General features: G+C 72.1%; 13 protein-coding genes. 4 read left to right on the forward strand and 9 right to left on the reverse strand.

From position 1 onward, the window contains the following. Window positions 1–54: 54 nt before the first annotated feature. The 4 genes from ABZ484_RS21995 (at window position 55) to ABZ484_RS22010 (ending at window position 4,788) form a co-directional block, all read left to right on the forward strand. Window positions 55–429, forward strand: coding sequence for a hypothetical protein (locus ABZ484_RS21995; RefSeq protein WP_358867594.1), 375 nt, complete (start codon window positions 55–57; stop codon window positions 427–429). Window positions 430–710: 281 nt separating this feature from the next. Continuing rightward, window positions 711–1,562, forward strand: coding sequence for a hypothetical protein (locus ABZ484_RS22000; RefSeq protein ID WP_358867595.1), 852 nt, complete (start codon window positions 711–713; stop codon window positions 1,560–1,562). A 666-nt stretch (window positions 1,563–2,228) separates the two neighbouring features. Beyond that, window positions 2,229–3,302: an alpha/beta hydrolase gene (locus ABZ484_RS22005; protein ID WP_358867596.1), complete on the forward strand. Its 1,074-nt coding sequence runs from the start codon at window positions 2,229–2,231 to the stop codon at window positions 3,300–3,302. Between the two features lie 301 nt (window positions 3,303–3,603). Beyond that, the gene (locus tag ABZ484_RS22010; protein ID WP_358867597.1) at window positions 3,604–4,788 is read left to right on the forward strand and encodes a type III polyketide synthase; all 1,185 of its coding nucleotides are present in this window, start codon (window positions 3,604–3,606) and stop codon (window positions 4,786–4,788) included. Between the two features lie 118 nt (window positions 4,789–4,906). Here ABZ484_RS22010 and ABZ484_RS22015 read toward each other — a convergent pair whose 3' ends face one another. The 9 genes from ABZ484_RS22015 to ABZ484_RS22055 all read right to left on the reverse strand — a co-directional run bounded on the left by ABZ484_RS22015 (window position 4,907) and on the right by ABZ484_RS22055 (window position 16,513). After that, window positions 4,907–7,087 (reverse strand): SpoIIE family protein phosphatase, encoded by a 2,181-nt coding sequence (locus ABZ484_RS22015; RefSeq protein ID WP_358867598.1) that lies wholly within the window; start codon window positions 7,085–7,087, stop codon window positions 4,907–4,909. A gap of 150 nt (window positions 7,088–7,237) precedes the next feature. Continuing rightward, complete coding sequence (locus ABZ484_RS22020) at window positions 7,238–8,479, reverse strand: cytochrome P450 (RefSeq protein WP_358867599.1); 1,242 nt, start codon at window positions 8,477–8,479, stop codon at window positions 7,238–7,240. A gap of 18 nt (window positions 8,480–8,497) precedes the next feature. Next, window positions 8,498–9,889 carry an FAD-dependent oxidoreductase gene (locus tag ABZ484_RS22025; RefSeq protein ID WP_358867600.1) on the reverse strand — a complete coding sequence of 464 codons (1,392 nt, stop codon included), beginning with the start codon at window positions 9,887–9,889 and terminating at the stop codon, window positions 8,498–8,500. After that, window positions 9,879–10,106 (reverse strand): ferredoxin, encoded by a 228-nt coding sequence (locus ABZ484_RS22030; RefSeq protein ID WP_358867601.1) that lies wholly within the window; start codon window positions 10,104–10,106, stop codon window positions 9,879–9,881. Before ABZ484_RS22030 ends, ABZ484_RS22025 begins: the two co-directional genes overlap by 11 nt. A 174-nt stretch (window positions 10,107–10,280) precedes the next feature. Beyond that, window positions 10,281–11,870: a long-chain fatty acid--CoA ligase gene (locus ABZ484_RS22035; RefSeq protein ID WP_358867602.1), complete on the reverse strand. Its 1,590-nt coding sequence runs from the start codon at window positions 11,868–11,870 to the stop codon at window positions 10,281–10,283. Between the two features lie 36 nt (window positions 11,871–11,906). Next, entirely contained in the window at window positions 11,907–13,244 is a 1,338-nt protein-coding gene (locus ABZ484_RS22040) for an MFS transporter (RefSeq protein WP_358867603.1), read from the reverse strand. A gap of 74 nt (window positions 13,245–13,318) precedes the next feature. Continuing rightward, complete coding sequence (locus tag ABZ484_RS22045; protein WP_358867604.1) at window positions 13,319–14,662, reverse strand: DUF1254 domain-containing protein; 1,344 nt, start codon at window positions 14,660–14,662, stop codon at window positions 13,319–13,321. A gap of 49 nt (window positions 14,663–14,711) precedes the next feature. Next, the gene (locus ABZ484_RS22050; protein WP_358867605.1) at window positions 14,712–15,602 is read right to left on the reverse strand and encodes a M24 family metallopeptidase; all 891 of its coding nucleotides are present in this window, start codon (window positions 15,600–15,602) and stop codon (window positions 14,712–14,714) included. Window positions 15,603–15,670: 68 nt separating this feature from the next. Further along, window positions 15,671–16,513 carry an SDR family NAD(P)-dependent oxidoreductase gene (locus ABZ484_RS22055; RefSeq protein WP_358867606.1) on the reverse strand — a complete coding sequence of 281 codons (843 nt, stop codon included), beginning with the start codon at window positions 16,511–16,513 and terminating at the stop codon, window positions 15,671–15,673. Window positions 16,514–16,517 lie beyond the last annotated feature (4 nt).

Consider the following 16,517-nt stretch of genomic DNA (forward strand, 5'->3'; position numbering starts at 1 on the left):
GGCTGGTGAGACCTTATCGATCCACTGCCCGAGGGCGGAAAAGGAGACTGTGCCATGGCCACTCAGGTGACGGCGACGTCGAACGCACAGCGCGGCTCCTCGTTCCTGCGGATCGCGATCGCTCTGCAGACCCTGACCATCTTCCTTCAGGCGGTCTCCGCCGGACTGCTGCTGACCGCGTCCTACGGAGAGACGCTGCACAGTGTCGGAGCCCGGGTGATGTACGGGGCGTCGATGCTGTACGTGCTCGCGGCGGTGCTGGCGTGGAAGCCCGGCGGCGGCTCGCCCCGGCCCATCTGGCACGCGTCGGGTTTCCTCGTACTCGCCTCGGTCCAGGTCGTGCTCGGCATCGCGCACGTCCCGTCGGTCCATCTCCCCCTGGGTGTCCTGATGTTCGGTCTGAGCGTGCTGGCGCTGGCCCGGCGCTGAGGCCCGGCCCAGAGGTGGGGCAGACCCCACCTCTGAGTGTGTGGCGTACTCCAGTGACCGGGCGAGTGCCGTTGAGGAATCGTCATCGGTGTGGCAACAGCTTCACAGTCCTCAGCGCGCACGCACCATCCGGGTCACCTGGCCGGACGGCCCGGCGCGGGGTGTGACAGCCGTGCCTCGCGTACCCGTCGCCCCGGCGGCCTGCCGCCGCGAACCGCTCCGCCGCCCAGGCTGGGGCTCGGGGCGCCGTCACCACACTCGATCGAACCGAAGGAATCCCCTTGCGCAGCCCCGCAGTCCCGTCGCGATCCGCAGGTGCCTCCGGTCGCGTACTCGCTCTGCTCGTCGCCCTGGTGGTGGCCCTCGGCGCCGCCTTCGTCGTGGCTCCGGGCCCGTTGGCGGCGGGCGCGTCCGGTGGCGGCTTCTCCGATGAGCGCCGGCTCAGAGAGGCCTTCCGCTCGGCGTTCGTCGGATACTGGAGTTCCGGCGAACAAAACTTCTCCCCGGACTTGGACAGGGTGGTCGACTACTGGTTTCGATACCACGTGGCCAAGGCCGTGATCGCCGCGCTCCTGCTGATGGTGCTCCTCGCGCTCGGTGTGCTCCTCTGGAAGGCGTTCCTGAGCGCCGGCCGCCTCGGCGGGGCAGGGAGGGCCGCCCTCGCGTCGGCCGGCGTTGTCGCCACCATGCTCGCGGTGTTCTCGCTGGTGCTGGTGATGGCCAACGTCCAAGGCGCGGCGGCGCCCTTCGCTTCCCTGATGCCGATGCTGCCGGGCGGCCCGGCCCATGGCCACCTCGCCGATGCGCTCGATGAGGTCAGGCAGCGACTGGCCGCGGGCGAGCGTACCCCGCCCGCCCTCGACGTGATGATCAGCGACTTTTCCTGGTACCACGTGGTGATGGCCGTGATCGCCGCGAGCGTGTCGGTCGTCCTCATCGCCATGAGCGTGGTGTCGTGGAAGAGGTTTGCCGCAACCGGGGCGGCCGACAGGCGAACCAGGCGTGTGGTGGGGGCGTTCGGTGTTCTCTCGGCGGTGTTGTCGCTGGTCGTGATCGTCGTCGCGGTGGCGAACACGAGCACCGCGGCGGATCCGGCGCCGGCACTCTCGGCCTTCTTCGAGGGCGGCTGGTGACGCTCTGCGTGCCCGCTGTGGCGCGGGGGATGAGTCGGCTCGAGGGGGTATCGGCCACCGGCACGGCTCGGCGACGGAACTCATGTTGTTTCGGGGGCGTTTGAGTCGTCCGGGCTTCGGATCCGTACGGCGTTCGAGTACCGGATCTGGGCGGGCCATCTGATCACCGTCCCCAGCCGGTACACGAGCGTCACCCTCGGCACCGACCCGGTGGCAGGCCCCTTCCCGGGCGCCAACACGTTCACGGTACGGGCCGAGGACGTCTACGAAAACGTCTCCGCCGACAGCAACCCGGTGACCGTGACGCTTCAGTGAGCAGGGGCGGGCGGCCTGCCTCGCCGGCGGGCCGCCCGCTGCCGGGCCGATCCGCGGGCACCGGAAGCCGGTGCCCGCACGACGACCTGCTTCCCGACCCTTCAGGTATCACGGCGGAAAGGGAAGGATGGGCTGTGCCGGTGAGGCGGGGGAGGGCGGGTGCTGACGAGTCCGACGGTCCCTGACGCGGTGTCGCTGTCCGTGTCCGTGTCCGTGCCTCGGGGCACGACTTCCCGTCCCGCTTCACCGACTTCCCGTCCCGCTTCCCCGGGTTCCCGTCCCGCTTCACCGACTTCCCGCCCCGCATCGCCGGGTTCCCGTCCCGCTTCCCCGGGCGGGAGGTGAGCGGCCGTGCCCATCGGCTTCCTCGCCTTCATCGCGCTGCTGGCGCTGTGCACGCTCGCCGCTCTCCGGCCCCCCATGCCGCGGTGTTCGAGCCGGTCGAACCTGTGGTTCTGGCTCGGGCATCTCCTCAACGAGCAGCCGTTCCTCGGTCTGGCCCTGGTGGCCGTCAGCGCTTTTCCGGTGCTGACGACCGGGGTCGGTACGCCGGTGTGGTGGCTCGCGGTCGCACTCACCACCGCGCCGGCCTGTGGCCTGGTCGCGCTCGCGGTCCGGACCCGCTCGGCGCGAGGCGTCCTGGAGGCGGCCCTGGCGGCCGGACCAGGCGTCCGGATACCCCGCAGCAGGCTGCCCCTCCTGCGGATTCTGCTGCTGCCGGTGGTGTCGTGGCGGCCCGGCGTCCGCAGGCTCCGCAACCGCCGGTACGGTGACGCACGGACCCAACGCCTCGACGTCTACGTCTCCCGCGGCCGGCCGCACAGCGCCCCGATCCTGCTGTATCTGCACGGCGGGGGGTTCGTCATGGGCGGCAAGCTCCTCGGCGCCCGACCGCTCCTGTACCGCCTGGCCGACCACGGATGGGTCTGCGCGAGCGCGAACTACCGGCTGCGGACCGCCTACACCGACTCGCTCGCGGACGTGAAGCACACGATCGCCTGGCTGCGCGAACACGCCGACGAGCTGGGCGCCGATCCGTCACGTCTGGTCGTCGCCGGGGGATCGGCCGGCGCGCACCTGGCCGCGACCGTCGCGCTGACCGACGACTCGATCGCGGGCGCGATCGGACTGTACGGCTACTACGGACCGACCGCCCAAGGCGCATCGGGCGCCCCGGTCACCCCGCGCGCCCATCTCCATGCCGGCGCGCCACCGTTCCTGATCGTGCACGGCACCCTGGACACCCTGGTGCTGGTGGAGGACGCCCACCGCTTCGCGGACGAACTCGCCCGTGCCTCCGCCGCACCCGTGGCCTTCGCCGAGTTGCCCGGCACTCAGCACAACTTCGACTTCTTCCACTCGCTCCGGTTCCATGCCGTCGCCGACGCCGTCGAGGGCTTCGCGGTGTGGGCCACACGCCGGTGACCGCACAGGCCGAGGTACCTGCCGACTGACTGACTCACTGATCGAGTGACTGACGGTACGTCAGGTGAGGTCGAAGCGTCCTGAGGGCCCTGTTCGGCGGTGTGTGCCGTGTCACGCATGTCGAGGGTCGCCTAAGTTGTGTGCATCACAGCGGAAATGTCCCTTTGGCGTCCATGCTCGAAGCGGATGGCGGCTCCCGAAGTGGAGCCCATCGGCAATTTCTTGGGCGCGACATTTCAAAGTGACCCATGACACAGCACTCGTGACATTCCCGCTTGTTCCCCCGGAAAGGTGCCGCATTATGGCCGCTTACCTCTGTCCTCCTGCCGTGATACACGGCGAGCACGCCGTGGAGACCAGCCAGATCGTGGCGGAGGTGCGCGATCGGCATCCGAACGCCGTGTGGGCGCCGCGGATCGACGGCATCGCGGCCAGTACGGGCATCGAGACCCGGGGGTGGATGCTGCCGCTGGAGGCCGCCGTGGCGCCCGGCAGCGGCGGCGCGCTGCGGGCGGTCGGCACGGGGGCGGCCCAAGAGGCGCTGGCACGCGACGGTTTCACGCAGCAGGACGTGGACCGTGTGATCGCCGCCCTCGAGGCGATACCCACGCCGCAGACCGTCCAGGAGCGCACCGCCCCCGCCTGGGAGGCCGTGCAGTCGTACGGGGAGCGTGCGGCGCGCGGGGCCCTGCAGATCGCCGGGCTGGACGCCGCGGACGTCGACTGCCTGATCACGAGCAACTCCACCACCCCGGCGCTGCCGGGTCTGGACATCGCCCTGGCCAACAGGCTTCGGCTCCGCGGCGACGCGATGCTGCTGCCGGCCACGCAGTGGGCCTGTATCGCGGGGACCCGCTCCCTGGCGCTGGCGGCGGAGCTCGTGGCCGCGGACCCCGACCGGGTGGTCCTGGTCGTGATCGCGGAGGCGCTGAGCACGACCTACCAGCCCGCGGACGACACCCTCGAGTCCCTGATCGTCCGGCTGCTGTTCGCGGACACCGCGGTGGCCGCGGTGGTCACGGGGCGTCCGCGGCCCGAGTCGGTGCTGCGGCTGGACGCCGCCTGGCACCACACCCTGCCCGGCACCCACGACCTGCACCGTCTGGACACGCGGGCGGACGGCACCCACTTCGTGATGGACCGGCGCGGGCCGCGCGCCGTGCAGGAGACGGTCACCGCGATGTGGGAGTGGCTGCGCGTCCGTTACCAGGACCACCCCGACGCCTGGCACCCCGACGTGCTGCTCGCACACCCCGGCGGGACCCGGGTGCTGGAGTACATGGAGCAGACGATGCCCGACGCCTGGCCGTCGGGGCTGCTCGACCACAGCCGGGACAGCTACACCACCGGCAACCGCGGAGGCGCCGCCGTGTTCGACATCATGCGGCGGGCGCACGACGCCGGGCAGAAGCCGGGCAGTCGCGCCGTCCTGTACGCGGCGGCGCCGGGCCTCACCGCCACCGCCCTGGACGGGGAGTGGCTGTAGGGGGGCGTCTCGCCGGTCACGTCGCGCCACGTAACGCGTACGGCACCGTCCGTACCGTCGGTGGCGAGCGCGGCGCGCGTGACGGACAGGGCCGCCGTGACCCTGCCCGGCGGTCGCTTCACCTCGCGACTTCCGCCCAGACCACCTTGCCGGTGTCCGTCCACCGAACGCCCCACCGGGTGGTGAGCCCGTGCACGACGTTCAGGCCACGACCGCCGTCGTCGAGGAGGTCGCCCCGGCTCACCCGCGGCCTGCCGTTGCCGGTGTCGCCCACCTCGCACAGCAGGCCGTGACCGGCCCTGATCAGCCGTACGGTGATGGGGCCGGTGGCGAACCGCACCGCGTTCGTGACCAGCTCGCTGACCAGCAGCAGCACGGTGTCCCGGGTGTCGTCCCTGGTGCGCCACTGCCGCAGCAGCGCGGACACCTGCGCGCGGGCACGGGCGGGGGCGTCGTCGCGGGCGGGCAGCCGCCAGGTCGAGGTGTCCCCCTTGCGGTAGCCGATCATCCGCGCGAGCAGCAGGGTCACGTCGTCGCGCTGAGGAGCGGGTGCCAGCGTGGAGACGACGTGCCGTGCGGCCTGCTGGAGGGCGTCCCAGGGGTGCACGGTGGACACGGCGTCCGCCAGCCTGCCGATGCCCTCGTCGATCGGCACGGCCGGATCCTCCACCAGGCCGTCGGTGTAGAGGGCGAGCAGCGAGCCCGGGGGCGCGCCGAACGTGTGCACGTCGAACGGCTCCCGCAGCGCGAACTCGGCGCCCAGACCGGGGTGAGGGCGGACCTCGAGCGGACCCGCGCGCCCGTCCGGGGAGACCAGGACCGGGGGAAGGTGCCCGGCGCTGGACAGCGCCACATGGTGGGTGACCGGGTCGTAGAGGGCGATGCAGCAGGTCGACCCGAGGGCGCTGTAGCCGGCCGCCAGCCCGGACTCCGCGTCGTCCAGCAGCGTCACGGTCGCGTCCAGATGCTCCAGCACCTCGCTGGGCGCGAGCCCCGCGGACAGCAGCGCTCGGGCCTCCATGCTCAGCTGGCCCATGGTCGCCGCGGCTCCCAGACCGTGCCCGACGACATCACCGACCACCAGCGCGGTCCGGCCGTCCGGCAGCGGGAAGCTGTTCACCCAGTCGCCGCCGACGCCCGCGCTGTCCGGCGTGGCGGGATGGTAGACGCTGGCGATCTCGATGGTGTCGCCGCCGGTGCGGGGCAGCAGCCGGCGCTGCAACGCCAGCACCTGTGTGTGCTCGCGCTGGTGCTGACGGGCCAGGTCGACGTGATGGGCGGTCCTGGCGACCAGCTCCTGGAGGTCGAACAGCTCGCCGTCGCGGAAGGGGCGGTCCGCCCGCCGCCAGATCTCCGCCACGCCCAGCACGACCGGCGGCGGTCCGTCCAGGACCAGCGGTATGCAGGCCACACCCGCCGAACGGTCACCGGGCACCAGGGCACGCATCACACGCGGGCTGCCGAGCACCCGCTCGACCGCCTCCCGGTCGGGTATGACGATGGCCTGCGGGGCGTCGTCCCGCCGTACCGCCTGCGCCAGCAGGCGACTCGCGTCGCCGGGAAGATCGTCGCCCGGCGTCACGTAGCCCTCGGGCCATGCGCGGTCCGGCACCAGCGCCGCCCGACGCAGCCGGATGCGGCCGTGCGGCTGGTCGGTGACTCCCTCGCCCGTCCACACGGCGAAGTCGAGGTCGACGGCGGCGACCTCTCCCCAGGCCAGCAGGGACTGCGCCAGCGACTGCGCGGTCTCGCCGATGTCCAGCGAGGTGCCGATCGCGGTCTCCGCGGCGTACAGGTGCAGCCTCCTGGCCATGGCGATCACGGAGACGGTCAGGCCCTCCTGGGGCACCGCGGCGGGCAGGATGCTCATCGAGACCACCAGCTCCGACCCGTCGCCGCGGCGCAGGCGCTGGATCCGGGCGACGTGCGCCTCACCGGTCTCCAGGACCTGCCGCAGCCGCCGTGTGACCGTCGGTACGTCCCCCGGGGGCAGAAGATCGACGAAGGGGTCCCCGGGCAGGGCGTCCAGGCCCTCGAACACGGGGGCCTCCAGGTTGCAGCGGGTGACTCTCAGCTCCCGGTCCAGGTTGACCGCGCCGAGAATCTGATCCTGAGGGCCGGCTTCCGGGTCGTCGGGCGGGCGTGGGCGGGTGGTGCGATCGCCCTGCGCCTGCTCCTGCGCCTGCGCGTCGGCGCGGCCGGGGGCCGCTGTCACTCCGCCGCGCGGGAGGTAGCGTCCCAGGGCGCTGCTGACCAGGTCGAACGCCGAAGAGGACGAGGGCGAGGGTGTGGAGTCCATGCGGCTCTCTCAGCAATCCCCGGCGCAGCGCCGGGGCCGTACTCGGACCCGTGCGGCGGGCCCCGAGATCCCTGACCGCACATCTCATTCAATAACACCGGGGGGCGCCTCGCCCCCCATGCCCCGGCCGGCGAGGTGCCGGGAAGCCGCTCAGGGCGTGACTCCCCGGAGGGCCAGGGGCAGGTGGCGGGGACCGCGCAGTACGGGGCTCTGGCGGTAGGGCGGGGGGTCCTCCACGAGCCGGGGGCCGTCGACGCGGCGGAAGAGTTCGGTGAGCGCGATCTGGGCCTCCAAACGGGCCAGGGCCGCGCCGAAGCAGTAGTGGATGCCGGTGTAGAAGCTCAGGTGCTGGTTGTCGGTGCGGTCGGGGACGAAGCGGTCGGGGTCCTCGAAGCGCCGCGGGTCGCGATTGCCCGAGGCGAGCAGGAGCGAGACGGGTGAGCCCTTGGGGATGACGGTGTCCGCGACGTCGATGTCGTCCAGGGCGGCGAAGAACGGCAGGAACTGAACCGGTGGCTCGTAGCGCAGCACTTCCTCGACCAGGGGTACGGCCAGGCCGGGTTCGGCGCGGAACCGCTGCAGAACGTCGGGATGGCGCAGCAGGGTGAGCGTCGCGTTGCTGATCAGGTTGACGGTGGTCTCGTGGCCGGCCAGCAGCAGGAGGGCGGCGGTGCTGACCAGTTCCGCGGGCGACATGCGTCCGCCGGGGCCCGTCTGGGGGGCGAGCGTGCCGAGCATGCCCTCACCGGGATGGCGCTTCTTGTCCTCGATCAGTTCGGCGAGGTACACGGCCAGTTCCTGCCGGGCGCTGTCGCCCTCGCGAGCGCGTTGCGCGCCGTCCTCGCCCGGGCCGGCGTCGAGGCTGTCGACCACCTTCTCCACCCAGACGTGGAAGCGCCCCTCGTCCTCGTGCGGCACGCCGAGGATCTTGCAGATGGCGGCGACGGGGAGCTGGTAGGCGAACTCGTCGACGATGTCGACCTGGTCCTTGCCCTCGAAGGCGTCCAGCAGTCCGGTGATGATCCGGGTGAGGTCGGTGCGCATGTCGTGGATGAACCGCGGGCTGTGCGGGGGGCCGAACGGTTCCATGGCCACGTCGCGCAGCCGGGCGTGCTCCGGCGGGTCCAGCCGGATGAAACTGCGCCGCAGGTTCGACTCCTCCTCCTGCGCCAGCGCTCCTCCCGTCCCGGGGGTGAGGCTGCGAGGGTCGGCGCTGAGCCGCGGGTCGTTGGCGAGGGTGCGGATGTCGTAGTAGGTGGTGACGAGGTAGCTTCCGTCGTCCTGGCGTACGACCGGCCCCGCCTCGCGGAGCGCGGCGTACAGCGGATACGGGTCGGCCCGGTGGGCGTAGTCGGTGAACTGCGTAGGCTTGGTGGCGGTGGCGGCGGACATCGGGCGCTCCCGGGGTGGTCAGGCGCGTGCGGGGACGAAGCCCACGCGGCGTTCGCTCGGCGAGTGGCCGGACAGGGTGACGGTGGGGCCGTGGCTCGGCAGGGCGGGGTCGGGGAACTCGGGGTCGATCGCCTTGAGCGCCGCCGCGTGCTGGTCGACCGTGACGTAGTCGGGCGGGAAGGGTGCGGCGGCTTCGATCTGGTGGCGATAGAACTCCAGCCACCTGCCGCCGTCGAAGGAGACCGCGGCGACGACGCGCCCCTGGTGCCCGTAGACCGCGACGAACTTCCGTTCGGCCAGGTCTCCCTGGGCGATGATCAGCTCGTCGCCCAGCGAGGGCACGCCCACCGACTTGATGTTGACGCCGAACTGGGAGGACCAGAACATCGGCAGCCACAGATGCGGCCGGCGCTCGGTACGCGCGCAGATCATGTTGTGCGCGGCGATCTCGGCCTGTTCCACCGCGTTGCCCCAGTGCTCCAGCGACAGGAACTGGTAGCCGAAGAGGGGATGCGGGCAGCGGGCCACATCGCCGGCCGCGTAGATGTCGTCGGTGACGATGCCGTTGACGTCGAAGGCCCGGCACCCCGCGTCGCAGGCGATCCCCCGCGGACCGGCCGCCAGCCCGGAGCCGGCGAGCCAGTCGGTGTTGCGGGTCGCCCCCAGGGACACCATCGCCACATCGACCTCGATCACCGTGCCGTCCGACAGATGCGCGCACCGCAGCCGCCCCGCCGCGTCGCCCTCCAGCGAGGTGACCGTGATCCCGCAGCGGAGATCGACCCCGTGCTCCCGCTGAAGCCCGGCGGCCACCTCACCGATGACCCCGCCCAGCGCGCCCACCAGCGGCGCCGGGCCGCGTTCGGCGACCGTGACCTCCAGTCCCCGCTCACGACAGGCGGAGGCGATCTCGGAGCCGGTGAACCCGGCACCGATGACCAGGATCCGGCGCGTCCCCGAGGCCAGCTTCCGCATCAGCCGGACCGAGTCGTCGCGGGTGCGCAGCACGAAGACGCCGTCGAGGTCGGCTTCCTCCGGGTGGATCCAGGGCCGCGCACGAACCCCGGTGGTGATCAGCAGCCGGTCGTAGGGAAGCTCCGTGCCGTCCGCGAGGCGTACGTTCTGCTCGACGCGGTCCAGGCCCGTCGCCGCCACCCCCAACCGCCACTCGGCGTCGATCTGCCGTCGCCGCGGCAGGGCGCCCTCCGGCGGCACCCGGCCCAGAAGCACCTGCTTCGACAGCGGCGGCCGGTCGTACGGCTCGTACGGTTCGTCGCCGACCATGGTCAGCGACCCGGTGAAGCCCCCCTCCCGCAGTGCCTCGGCGGCCCGCAGCCCGGCCAGGGAGGCGCCGACGACGACGATGCGGCCGTCCTGCCGGAAGCCGCGGGCATCCGTCTCAGCCGACACGGGACGCCACCCCCGCGGTCGGTTCGTCGGACCAGTCGACCAGGATCGCCTGCACCGGACACGCCGCCGCGGCCCGCCGCACGTTCTCCCGCTGGGACGCGTCGAACTGTGGATCGAACAACAGTGCCTCGCTGCCGTGCAGGGTGAAGACATCGGGGGCGAGGAACGCGCACTGCGCGAACCCCTGGCACCGGTTCAGATCGACGACAAGCCTCATCAGCACCACTGCTTCCCGACGGGGCCGCAGCCGGCATCGCGATGCCGAGGCGAACGGCGGCGGACAGGTTCCGTCCAGCCTCTGCCGCTGCCCGGGTCCCGGCGACCGGTTGTCCTCCGAACGGGCGACGGCACGATCGGCCGGGCCCCGGCCGGCCCCCGAGTGCGGCACCGACTACGGAGCGTTCCGCAACTGCCGCTTGAGGATCTTCCCGGTCGCGTTCATGGGAAGGGCGTCCAGGAACTCCACCCGGCGCGGGTACTTGTAGCCCGCCATCGTCTCCTTGCACCAGGCGATGAGCTCGTCCTCGGTCAGGACGGCGCCGGGGTTGAGGACGACGCAGGCCTTGACCTCCTCGCCGTGACTGTCGTGCGGCACCCCGATGACGGCGGCCATGCTCACCGCCGGGTGGGTGTGCAGGACCTCCTCGATCTCCCGGGGGTACACGTTGAACCCACCGCGGATGATCATGTCCTTGGCGCGGTCCACGATGTAGAGCCAGCCGTCCTCGTCCCGGCGGGCCAGGTCACCGGTGCGGAACCAGCCGTCACGCATGACCTCGGCGGTGGCCTCCGGGCGGTTGTGGTAGCCCTTCATGACGTTGTGCCCGCGCACGGCGATCTCACCGACCGCGTCCGCGCCCTTGACAGGGGTCCAGTCCTCGGTGACCAGCCGCACCTCCACACCCCAGACCGGCCGGCCGATCGAGCCGGGGCGCACCTGTGCACCGACCGGCGTGAACGTGGCGACCGGGCTGGTCTCCGACAGCCCGTAGCCTTCCTGGATCGTGACGCCGAAACGCTCCGCGAAGCGGCGGTGGATCTCCAGCGGCAGCGCGGCGCCACCGGAGGCGGCCATGCGCAGGTTCTCGGCGATCCGCGCCACGCCGTCGCCGGCGCCGGAGCAGCGGTCCTCGGTGCCGGCACCGTCCGAGGCCGCCTCGCCGAGCAGGGCCCAGTACATCGTCGGGACACCGGCGAAGAAGGTGACCGCGTGGCGCCGCATCAGGTCGAGAGCGGAGGCGGCGTCGAAGCGCGGCAGCAGGACCAGGGTCGACCGACTGGCCAGCCCGGCGTTCATCTGCACCGTCTGGCCGAAGGAGTGGAACAGCGGCAGCGCGACCAGGTGGACGTCGTGCTCGACTTCGCCGAACAGCTTGTGACAGGTGAGCGCGTTCAGCGTCATGTTGGCGTGGGTGAGCTCCGCGCCCTTGGGCCGGCCGGTGGTGCCGGAGGTGTAGAGGACGACCGCGGTGTCGCCGGGCTCGGTGGGTACGCCGGCGAACTCCGTGTCCTGGTCGGCCAGGGCGGCGGTCGCGGTCTGCGCGCCCGCGATCGGGGAGTCGGCGGTGGGGTGGGCGGTCAGCAGGAAGAAGTGGTCACAGCCCTCGGTCCCGGCGAACCCGGTCCAGCCCTCCTGCCCGATCGGGAGTTCGGCCGTGCCCTCGAAGCAGAAGTACGCCTTCGCGCCGGAGTCGGTCAGATGGTAGGCGATCTCGCGGCTCTTCAGCAGCACGTTGAGCGGGACGACGACCGCCCCGGCCTTGAGGATGCCGTAGTAGACGACGGGGAACCAGGGCACGTTCGGGCAGGAGAGCGCGACCTTGTCGCCGGGCTCGATGCCCCTGGAGCGCAGCAGGTTGGCCACGCGGCAGGCGGACGCGTCGAGCTCCGCGTAGGTCAGCTGCCGGTCGCCGAGGACCACGGCGGTGCGGTCGGGCACGGCGCGTGCGCTGTCCTCGAGCATGGCGACGAGGTTGAGCATCGGTTCTCCTGGAGAGGGTGTCGTCGGAAGGCCGGTTCACAGGGCGTCGGCGGGCAACGCGTCCCGTCGGGCCTGCGCGTGCAGGTCCTGCTCGTAGGTCCGCGAGGCGTACCAGAGGGCGGCGGCGGAGCCCGCGCAGAACAGGGGCATCAGGGTGAGGGCGGCCGGCAGGCCGTACGCGTCCGAGAGCCGGCCGGTGAGCAGGGGGCCCAGGGCCAGGCCGAACAGGTTCTGCATCAGGACCAGCATGCCGAGGGCGGTGGCCCGGACCGAGGAGTCCACGATGTCCATCACCACGGCCGGGACCGGGCCGACGGCAGAGGTCACCGCGAAGGTGCCGGCGACGATCAGACACAGCTGCACCGGCCCGGTGGGCACTGCCCCGAAGGCGGGAGTCAGCAGCGCCACGGCGACCAGGGCGAAGGCGGCGGGGAAGAGGAGCTTGTTCCGGGCGCGCGTCGCGCTCGCGCGGTCCGCGAGGCCGCCGAGCACGAAGGTGCCGACGGCGCTGGCGAGGATCGCCACGGCGGACACCGCGCCGGCCCGGGCGTCGGAGTAGTCGTAGGCCCGGGTGAGGTAGCTGGGCAGCCAGGCGAAGAGCGTGGAGAGCACCGCCAGTTGCAGGGCGCTGGCGAGGTAGACCGGGACGGCGGTGCGGGAGCGGAAGAGTTCGGCCATGACGGCGCGCGCCCCGACCGGGGGCGCCGGGACCTTCCGGGCGGTGGTGGCCGTCCCGGTGCCGGGGGCGGGGCGCTCGCGCACCTTGAGGAACAGCAGCGCCAGTACCACGCCCGGTACGGCGAACACGCCGAGGGTGACACGCCAGCCGAGGTGACCGACCATCAAGCCGCCCAGGAAGACACCGAACACCGCGCCTATGGGGCCCGCGGACAGGAAGGCGCCCGCCACCGTGGAGCGCCTCCGCTGCGGGAACAGGCCGGCGAGCAGGGCACCGCCCGCCGGGCCGTAGCCCGCCTCACCGACTCCGACGGCCGCCCGGGCGGCGACCATCTGGGCGTAGTTGCCGGTGAGCGCGCAGCCGAACGCGGCCAGGCTCCAGACGACGCCCATCAAGGCGATCGACTTCGCCCGGCTCCAGCGGTCCGCCAGGCGGGCGAGCGGCAGCGCGCCGAGGCCCACGGTCACCGAGACGACGGAGACCAGGGCGCCCAGCTGGGTGTCCGAGAGCCCCCACTGGTCTTTCAGGAACGGGAAGGCGGAGACGATGATCTGGCGGTCGATGTAGTCCGTGAGCGCCAGCCCGAAGGCGAGCGCGAAGACGTACCACGCGTAGCGGCGGGAGACCGGGGGCGTGGACGGGCCGGAAGCATCGACGCCCGGCCCCCGTCCCGGGCACAACGATGGCGAGCCCAAGGGGGTACCTCCGTGAGGTGTGGTCCGGCCCGTGGGGGCCGGACACGGTTGCTGGGTCTGCTGCGGGTGCGGGATCAGCCGGCGCGGCGGACGCCGGGCATGCGCCAGCTGCCGTCGAGGGCCTCCGGGCGGGGGAGGTAGAGGCGCATGATCAGGTTGAACGGGCCTTCCGGCGCGGGCAGCCAGTTGGCCTCGCGGCCCTCGCCCGGGGACGCGTGCTGGATGAGCAGGGTCAGGGAGCCGTCCGGGTTGGACTCCAGGGCGTCCCGGTCGCCGATGGCATAGCGGTTCAGGGGGTTGTCCACGAAGAACTGCCGGTCGTTGTACATGGTCAGCGACCAGAAGGCGTCGGCGGGGGGCAGGGCGTCGGCCGCGAAGTGGAGGGTGTAGCAGTGGCTGCCGTGCAGCGGTTCGCGGTCGGCGTCCACCCGGCACAGGGGATACAGCGCGTCGGCCGGGAGGTTCGCGCCCAGGCCGACCCAGGCGACCGAGGCCCGGTGCAGGTAGTCCGTGCCGTACTCGCCCAGGTCGTACGCGGTGAGCCAGCCGTCGTGGAACTCGGCGCGCGGCCAGCGCCCCCGCTCCTCGACGCGCTTCAGCCCCTCGGCCGCTCCGCGGGCGATCTCCTTCTGCTCCTGAGGGGCGAGGGCGTCCCACTCGAACGGCCGTCCGGCGATGACGCCGAGCCGCTCCAGCGCCTCGGTCATCGGGGCGTCCGCGGCCCGCTCCGGGTTGGTCGCCAGCAGATGGGCGGTCATCGCGAAGAAGGTGGCGGCGTCGAGCGCGGCGACCTGGTCGACGGGTGCCGTCACGGCGTCCACGGGGCCGGGCCCGGGCTTCGTCGCGGCCGTGGCGTCACCGAGCGGGGTCAGCCGGTAGCCGGCCTGGACCGCGTGGACGGCCGGGTAGTCGGCCACTGTGTCGGTGTAGGTCCGGCCGATGCACCAGACCGTGGCGGTCGGGGCGTCGATGCGCTGGACGCCGTCCGGCAGTTCGCCCTCCCAGCCGGGACCCACCAGGGCGAATTCCCCGGCGCCGTTGCCGGTGGTGCGGGTGCCGGGGCAGGCGAAGACGTCGGTCCACGCGTCGAGCAGCTCGAGCATGTAGTAGCGGCCGTCCGTGTCCGGGACGGACAGTTGCACCGGGCCCGCCGACAGGTCGAGCCAGGCGACCGAGTACAGGGTGTCGACGTTGGGGCTGACCACCGACTCGAAGGCCGCGTCCGGGAACGCCGGGGCGTGCGCGAAGGTGTTGATGGGAGCATGTCCCACCTCCGGGGCGTACCTGGACGTCATCTGCCGCTTCGTCAGCTCCATGAGGACCAGCGGGTAGGCGAAGACGTACGTCTCCGCGGCCAGGTCGGCCAGGTCGGCCAGGTCGGCGAGGTCTGTGGCGGTCTCGTGCTGCGCGTCGGTCATAGGGTTTCTCTCAGGTTCTGGGATGCGTGAGTGGGTGTGTCGTCGCAGGTCAGGCGGCGCGGTGCCGCTGCCAGTAGCGGATGTGGGGCAGGTCGTCGTCGAGCCAGTAGGCGTCGTCCTCGGTGACCACGAGCAACTCCTCCCACTTGGCGCCGATCTCGCCCCTGCCGAGGTGCGGTTCGACGGCCCACAGACCGGGCTCGCAGGGCTGGTCGGAGGTCTCGCCCCACAGCGGGGTGCGGTTCAGACGGGGCCGGATCGCGGACTCGAGCAGGTGCCCGCCCAGGTAGGCGAGGGCCTGCGGGCTGAACCCCTGCACCCGGAAGGTGGGCAGCCGGGTACCGGGCACCTTGCCGACCTTGTGGGCGATGACCGACCCGGGGTAGTAGCTGTGGATGTTCTCGTAGCCCTGGTCGGCGATGAGCCTGTCGACCTCCCGGTAGATCCGGGACTGCGGGGCGCCCTGCCTGACCAGGTCGAGGATGAGCGCCCGGTGCGGCTCCAGCGCCATCCGGGCGGCGTGGAACTCCTCGTCGTCCTCGCCCCCGAGGCTGCACGAGTACCCCATGTCGCAGGCGAAGCCGCCCACCACGGGGCCGACGTCGAGGATGACCGCGTCACCGCGGCGCAGCGGGCGGTCGGTGGGCTGGAACTGCCTGCCGAAGTGGGCGACCTTCGGGTTGAGCAGACTGGAGAGCGCCCCGCCCTGCGGCCTCTCGAAGTTCTTGAACCGGGTGCGGTCCCCGAACCAGGCGAAGCCGTAGTGGAAGAAGCGGGTCACTCCGTGTGCGCGCAGCCAGTCCTCGATGGCCTTGGCGGCCTGCTTCTCGGTGATTCCCTCGTAGAGCTGTGCCTCCACGGCGGCCACCGCGTCGTAGGCCAGCCGCTGGGCCGCCTTGACCTCGGCCAGCTCCTGGTCAGTGAAGTGTTCCTTGGACATGGGGTCGGACCTCTCGGGGCGTTCGCCGTCGGTTGATCGTGCTGGTGGGGTGTGGTGCCGGGATGCCGCTAGTCGGCCATCGCGGCGAGGCGGGCGGAGAACCAGCGGCCGGCCGGTGGCACCGCGCGCGACAGCCAGTAGCCGAGATGGGCCTCGGCGGCGATCGGGGCCACGGGCTTGTCCCGGTCCACGGCACGCAGGATGTTGCGGGCGGCGCGCTCCGCCGTGTAGCCGCGCTTGCGGTACAGCGCGGAAAGGTGCTCGCGGCGCCGGTCGTGGTCGCCGCCGCCGCGGATCGGGGTCGTCCTGGTGATGTTGGTGTCGATCACGCCGGGGCAGACCGCGGTCACGCCTATCCCGTGCGGGCGGAGCTCAAGGCGCAGCGTCTCCGAGAGGCCGAACACCGCGAACTTCGTGGCGCTGTACGCCGACAGCCGCGGGTTGGCGAGGACACCGGCGGCGGAGGAGAGGTTGACGACATGGCCGCCCCTGCCTCGTTCGACCATGGCGGGAAGGAATGCCGAGCAGCCGTGCACGACACCCATCAGATTGATCGACACCAGCCGGTCCCAGTCCTCGGGACCGGTGTCGAGGAATCCGCCGAGCAGTCCGACGCCCGCGTTGTTGACCAGCAGGTCCGCGACGCCGAAGCGGTCGTGGACGGCTGCCGCGAAGGCCTCCGTGTCCGCGGCCCGGGACACGTCGACCCGCCGGGTGAGGACCGCGCGACCCATGGCCCGGATGCCGGCGGAGGTCTCCGCCAGCCCCTGCTCGTCGATGTCGCACAGGGCGAGATCGGCACCCCGGCGGGCGGACAGCAGGGCCAGCTCCCGGCCGATGCCGCTGCCGGCCCCGGTGACGACCACGGAGCGACCGCTCAGATCCGAGGTCTTGATGCGTGGTGAGGGCATGCGC

Origin of the sequence: Streptomyces sp. NPDC006393, assembly GCF_040628575.1 — a bacterium.
Lineage (GTDB): Bacteria > Actinomycetota > Actinomycetes > Streptomycetales > Streptomycetaceae > Streptomyces.